At 39.9% G+C, this 6,016-nt stretch carries 2 protein-coding genes; both read right to left on the bottom strand.

Annotation, left to right across the window (positions count from 1 at the left end; genetic code table 11):
* Positions 1–181: 181 nt before the first annotated feature.
* A complete protein-coding gene (locus JCM19034_RS20370) occupies positions 182–5,077 on the bottom strand; it encodes an isopeptide-forming domain-containing fimbrial protein (protein ID WP_062052604.1) in 4,896 nt (1,631 codons plus the stop codon).
* A 567-nt stretch (positions 5,078–5,644) separates the two neighbouring features.
* A partial coding sequence (locus JCM19034_RS20365) for an LPXTG cell wall anchor domain-containing protein (protein ID WP_156324087.1) occupies positions 5,645–6,016 on the bottom strand: 372 nt, incomplete at its 5' end.

Here is a 6,016-nt window from a genome sequence, read left to right as displayed (position 1 = left end):
CCATCGACTGTGGCGATGTTTTCAATATCTTGACTTGCCTGACCTTCCCCGACTGTTACTCGGAACGTCACTGTATGCCAATCGGTATCTCTGACATCACCGAACTGTGCGACAATTTCCCCGTCCACATAATGGCCAGCATCGCCGTCTTCGTCATCTGTGACTGCTTGTCCATCAACCTCTAGGTCCCTAACACATACTCGAGGCTCTCTGGTACTTCATCACGAATGATTAAGTTCTTCACTAAACTATCTTCAATTGTATTTCGGGTTTGAATCGTATACAGCAGCGTATCTCCCACTTCTGCGTTCTCTGTATCTGTATTGCCTTCGGCTTTTTCAACTAGTTCCGCTACTTTCTCTGACTCTAATACTGGGTCATGATACGCTAACGGCGTAGTTGTCTCATTTGTTTCTGTTTCTACTTTTTCATTAGTTAGTAGATTTTCATACTCAATTTGTGCTTGGTTGATGATTTCATCAATGGCATCATCCACTAACGCTTTTACTTTAAATTGAACAGTGACACCATTAGGTAAATCATTACTATTCGGAAGGTCTCCTAAATGAACGATCACCTTTTCGCCGTCAAAAAGTCCAGCATCACCATCATCTTCGTCTGTTAGGTCTCCTGAACCTGGACCATCAATAATTTTTAACGATCCTGGAACATATTCTGTACCTGCAGGAATTTCATCTTCAAATACGACATCTGCGGCAATATCTCCACCTGTATTTACAATTGTCACTTCATAAGTTAACTCGTCACCGGCGAATACTTCGACATCCGGTGAAACTGTTTTTTGAGCGACCACACACGGCTCTGTTCCTAGAAAGATGTCATCTAAGAAATTTCCAGCAGCAAGGTTTCCTCCTGCTGTTTCAACTGCTTCAAAACCAAAACGTGTAACAGTTTGTCCTGCTGGCACTGTATAGGTACCTGTATACGTTTCCCATGCGGTATTACCTGTCGACATTTGTGTTTGAACCATCGTGTCATACGGGTTATCGGTTGCTGGTCCAAATCGAACCTGCATTGTATCGACACCTTGTCTACCCATATGTGATAATCGCCAATATATCGTTTGTCCTGGTGTTGTCTCAACATCTTGATATAATAACCCGTTGATATAAGCATTTAATTCAGCATAACGAGAGCCATCTGGTGGTGCGGGAAAACTTCTAACTACACTAGGATAGTTACGAGCATAATCCCATATCTCAATAATTTTTGCTCCTTGGCTATCATCCGTTGTTAACCAACCAGGTACTTCATGTTCATAAAAAGCCCAGCTGCCATTATAGGAACCACGAGCAGGTCCTTCCTCAAAACTACCATTAATCAATGCAACCGGTCTTGCGCATGCATCGATTTCTTCCAATGGTATGACTGTTGTTGTTACTTCATTTGTTTCTATTTCATTTCTTTCATTAAGTAATAAGTTGTCATAATTGATTTGGGCCTTATTGACAACCTCTTTTTCTGAATCGGTGTCGAGTACTTTCACTTGAAATTGGACGGTAATGCCATCTGGTAAATCCGTTGTATTCGGAAGATCGCCTAATTGAATGATGACTTGTTCTCCGTTAAAATAACCAGCATCACCATCGAACTCATCAGTAAGATCACCTTCACCAGGGCCATTTTTTATCTTTAATGTCCCTGGGACATATTCTGTACCTTCTGGAATGACATCTTCAAAGACTACATCTCCTGCAACATCTCCGCCTTCATTTTTAACGGTCACTTCATAGGTTAACTGCTGTCCTGGGAATACCTCTCTTTCTGGGGAAACTGTTTTTTCTGCAACTATACAAGGCTCTGTTCCTAGAAAGATGTCATCTAACACATTCCCTACATTTATATCACCCGTAGCTGAATCAACCGCTTCAAACCCAAACCGTGTAACAGTCTGACCAGCAGGAACCGTATATGTCCCTATGTAATATTGCCACTCATCATTATTCGTAGTGACGGTTTCAATAGTTGGTAAATCTCTTGGGGCTGTGGTGTTTGGACCAATTTTTACAGCCATTGTGTCTTCACCCAGTACACCTCTGTGAGCTAAACGCCAATATATCATCTGCCCCGGAGTTGTTTCCACGTCTTGATATAATTGTGCAAACTCTTTTGAATTTAATTCAGCAAACTGCTCCCCATGAGCTGGGTCAAATGCCCAAGCCAATTGACCATGGTCTGGTGGATAGTTGGCTCTCGCATCATCAGCTAAATCTTTATTCATAATCTCAAGTAAACCAGTAGAATCCGTTGTTTGCCAACCTGGAACAAACTCTTGATCAAGCTCAAACCAAGGATGATTATTATACCTAACATGGTTTGGATCATTAGGTGAATATATCGGATCCTCAAAACTACCATTAATCAATGTAACTGGTGCTAAACACGCATCAATATCTTCTAAAGGTAAAATCGTGTTCGTTACTTCGTTCGTTTCTACAGTTTCTTTTTCATTTGTTAATAGGTTATCATAGTTAATTTGTGCTTGGTTAACTACTTGTATCTCGGAATCTGTGTCCAGTGCTCTTACTTTAAATTGGACGGTAACTCCATCTGGTGAAGTGTTAATATTTGGCAGATCACCTAACTCTACGATGACTTTTTCTCCGTCAAACTGGCCTGCGTCATCATCAGCTACATCTGTTAAGTCTCCTGCATTCGGACCGTCAATGATTTTTAACGAACCTAGCACATACTCCGTACCTTCTGGAATCATATCTTCTAACACGGTATTCGCAGCAATGTCTCCACCTTCGTTTTTGACATTTACTTCGTAGGTGAGTTCATGTCCAGCAGAAACTTCTCCTTCTGGTGAGACAGTTTTCACTCCGACAATACACGGCTCCGTTCCTAGGAATATATCATCTAAATGATTCCCGTGTCCTATAGACCCATTACTGGAAGCAACTGCTTCAAATCCAAACCTTGTCATTGTTTGGCCCGCTGGAACAGTATATATTCCAGTGTACGTTTCCCATGCTGTATTGTCAGTAGACATTTGTTCAATAATTTCAGTATCATAAGGGTCATCAGTTACTGCCCCGATACGCAATTGCATTGTGTCTTCCCCGTAAAGACCTTTATGTGAAAGCCTCCAGTAAATAGTTTGACCCGGTGTAGTCTGTACATCCTGATATAACATGCCATTGTCACTAGCATTTAATTCTGCATAGCGATCTCCATGTGGAGGTGCCGGATAGTTTTTTGCATCTTCAGGATATCCTTCCTTGTAGTTCCAGATTTCAATCCATTTTACTCCACTACTATCATCAGTCGTCATCCAACCGGGAACTTCATCTTCATAGTACCCAAATGTACCATTTAATGAACCAGGTCCAGGTGGCTCCTCAAAACTACCATTAATCAACGCAACTGGCGCAGCACACGGATCAATTGGCGGCTCATCAGTTGCCGGAATCGTTACTGAATCTTGTTCACAATTGATAGTAGCTGAAATTGTTACGTCTTCATAAGGATTGACATTTTTCAATACCGCTTGAATTTTTCCATCAGCATCTGCTACTAAATCTGCTACAGGCTCTCCGTTAGGACCCGTTAGTTCCCCTTCAGTCGAAGTGAATGAATCAAGAGATGCGTCAGGAACTGGATTCCCTAATGGATCAAGTAATGTTGCAGTAACATTATATTCACCTGAACTATCTGCATCCTCTACCTCTAATTCGACACTACTAGGTGCTTGCCTATAGTCATTTTGCGGATCAAGCGTACTAATAGGTGCATAATCATTGATAAAGTACCAACTATAAATATCATGAGTCTCATAATTAGGAGATCCTGTTGCAGCAGTAAAACCTGAATGAATCGGTGCACCGTCGAATATCTCATCAAGATCAATATTATTTACTTCTAATACTAACGATGAACTTTCTCTGTCCGGTAAAGTACCTAACCGAACTTGAACATTTTGATTTAACCCATCATAATCGATCCATGAATAATACTGTGTCCCATTTGATAAAACAAAATCGGTCCCATTTTCAGCATTAAACTGATCCAAATCGGTATACCAACCAGGTTGATTGACCAGTTCTCCATTTTGTGCTATTCCAATGTAGTTTGCAGAAGGATCATTATAAACTGTGTTTTGAAACGTATCATATTTAACAGTAAAACTAGGTTTAATATCGTAATACCCGATGCTACCACCTTCTACTGGATTACTGGTTGTACCTGTCTGAATCGTAAATGTTAATCCATCACTTGGACCATCAGGACTTGTATTACCTATTCCAAAAGAAAATGCTGTACTAAATGAGTAATCATTTTTTGGACAAGCAGCAAGTTCAGTAAAAACGGCACCACTTTGTAGTGGAGCAGGTGGTGTTAACCGTATAAAATTTGACCCCTCAGGAAATTCCGCAGCACCATTTACATTAAACAATTGATTAGCAGTACCACTAGGGAACTCGTCAAATTTGTAGGTTAGCCAATTGCTATTTGTAGTTGCTGTTGTCTTTACCTCTTCAGTACTAGTGGTTACAGCAACTCTTTCGTCATCTGCTTCCTCAACCTGTTTTTCTTGCTCAGATCCCTCAGAATTATTTTCATCTACTTCATCCGAATCATCTTCTAAATCCTCTACTTCACTTGGTGTTACTGTCACTGTATTGGATTCAATAGCAAGGTTGTTATTAATGACGACCTTGGCAACGTTATCAATTTCCTCTTCCGTGACAGCGTCATCACTCAGTTTTGTATCAATTCGCAGCTTGACTTCTTTTTCAGCAAGCTCACTAATCTGCTCTGCTGTCAATGCTAAGGATACATTTTGCTCATTGACAACTGCTTCTAATGCATCGTTTACTTCATCATTGATATATACAGATGTTTCTTGAATCGTTATTCGAGGATCAATATCATCCGTAATAACTAATGATTCATAATCAGATACACTATCTGGCAATTGCACGTTGATGTTATATGAATAGTCTTGATTTCTCTCAATCTCTTTCTTCTCTTCACCATCGATATCTTTAGACACGACTGGCTGCTCAATACTCATTCCATCTTCTGCTATCGCAATAGGGGTTGCTGGCATGATGCCACTTAAACTCACCAATAATGTAATGAATAAAAGAAAGGATTTTTTTACTCTTAGCCTATTCTTTTTTACTGATTAATCTTTTGTGCTTCAATCTTTTGTCCCTCCTATCTATCATAAAATACTTTAAACTCCTTTAGACCACCTAGAAATTCTATCACCTCCCTAATATGGTACGAGGCAGGGTAATACTTTTTCATACCTCGTAAAATGTATATCAAATACGCAATCACGTATTTAGATACTAGAAACTTAACAAAGAGATGTAGCCTTGAAACATTGAAAATAGACATCGATGACCTTATGAATTTAAAGGTGTTATGATATTTTAATAAGGATTGAAATCTTTCCTCCATTTACTATTTATCCCTATTTCCTATTTTATCGGATAAATGTATTCGACTCTTTATAGTGCTAATCGACTGTCTTTTCAGACAGACCCCGAAAAACTTTATAGTTCTAATTAACTAATTTTAATAACCTCCTTAAAAATACCTATATTACTATTAGGAGTGACAGGACAAAAAGACCTTCCCCTAGATTTAGGGAAAGGTCTTCCTCACCTTATTCTACACTTACCTTTTTCCTTCTCCAATACCATATGCCAGTGCCCACTAACAAGAATATCAAACCGGCTAGGAAGTAATTGAAGTTGTTCGTTGCTGTATTTGGTAATGTCTCTTCTGGTTGCGTTGATTCATCACCTTTTACTTCCGGCTTGTCTGGTTGTAGTTTTTCTTCAGGCTTTGGTTCCGGTTTTGGTTCTGGTTGCTTCTCCTCCGGTTCCTTTGGTGGAGGTGACTGTTCTTTTTCCACCGTGATCGACTCAGTTGGAGTTCCTGGTGTCTCCACATTACCAGCCTCAACTGTTGCTACGTTTTCAATCGTGTTTCCTGATTGATTCATTTCAATCGTTGCTTGGAACGTGACCGTATG

The organism is Bacillus sp. JCM 19034, from assembly GCF_001310635.1.
Classification (GTDB): domain Bacteria; phylum Bacillota; class Bacilli; order Bacillales; family Bacillaceae_D; genus Halalkalibacter.
The sequence above is the reverse complement of the archived record's forward strand: the minus strand, read 5'-3'. Positions and strand labels throughout refer to the sequence as shown.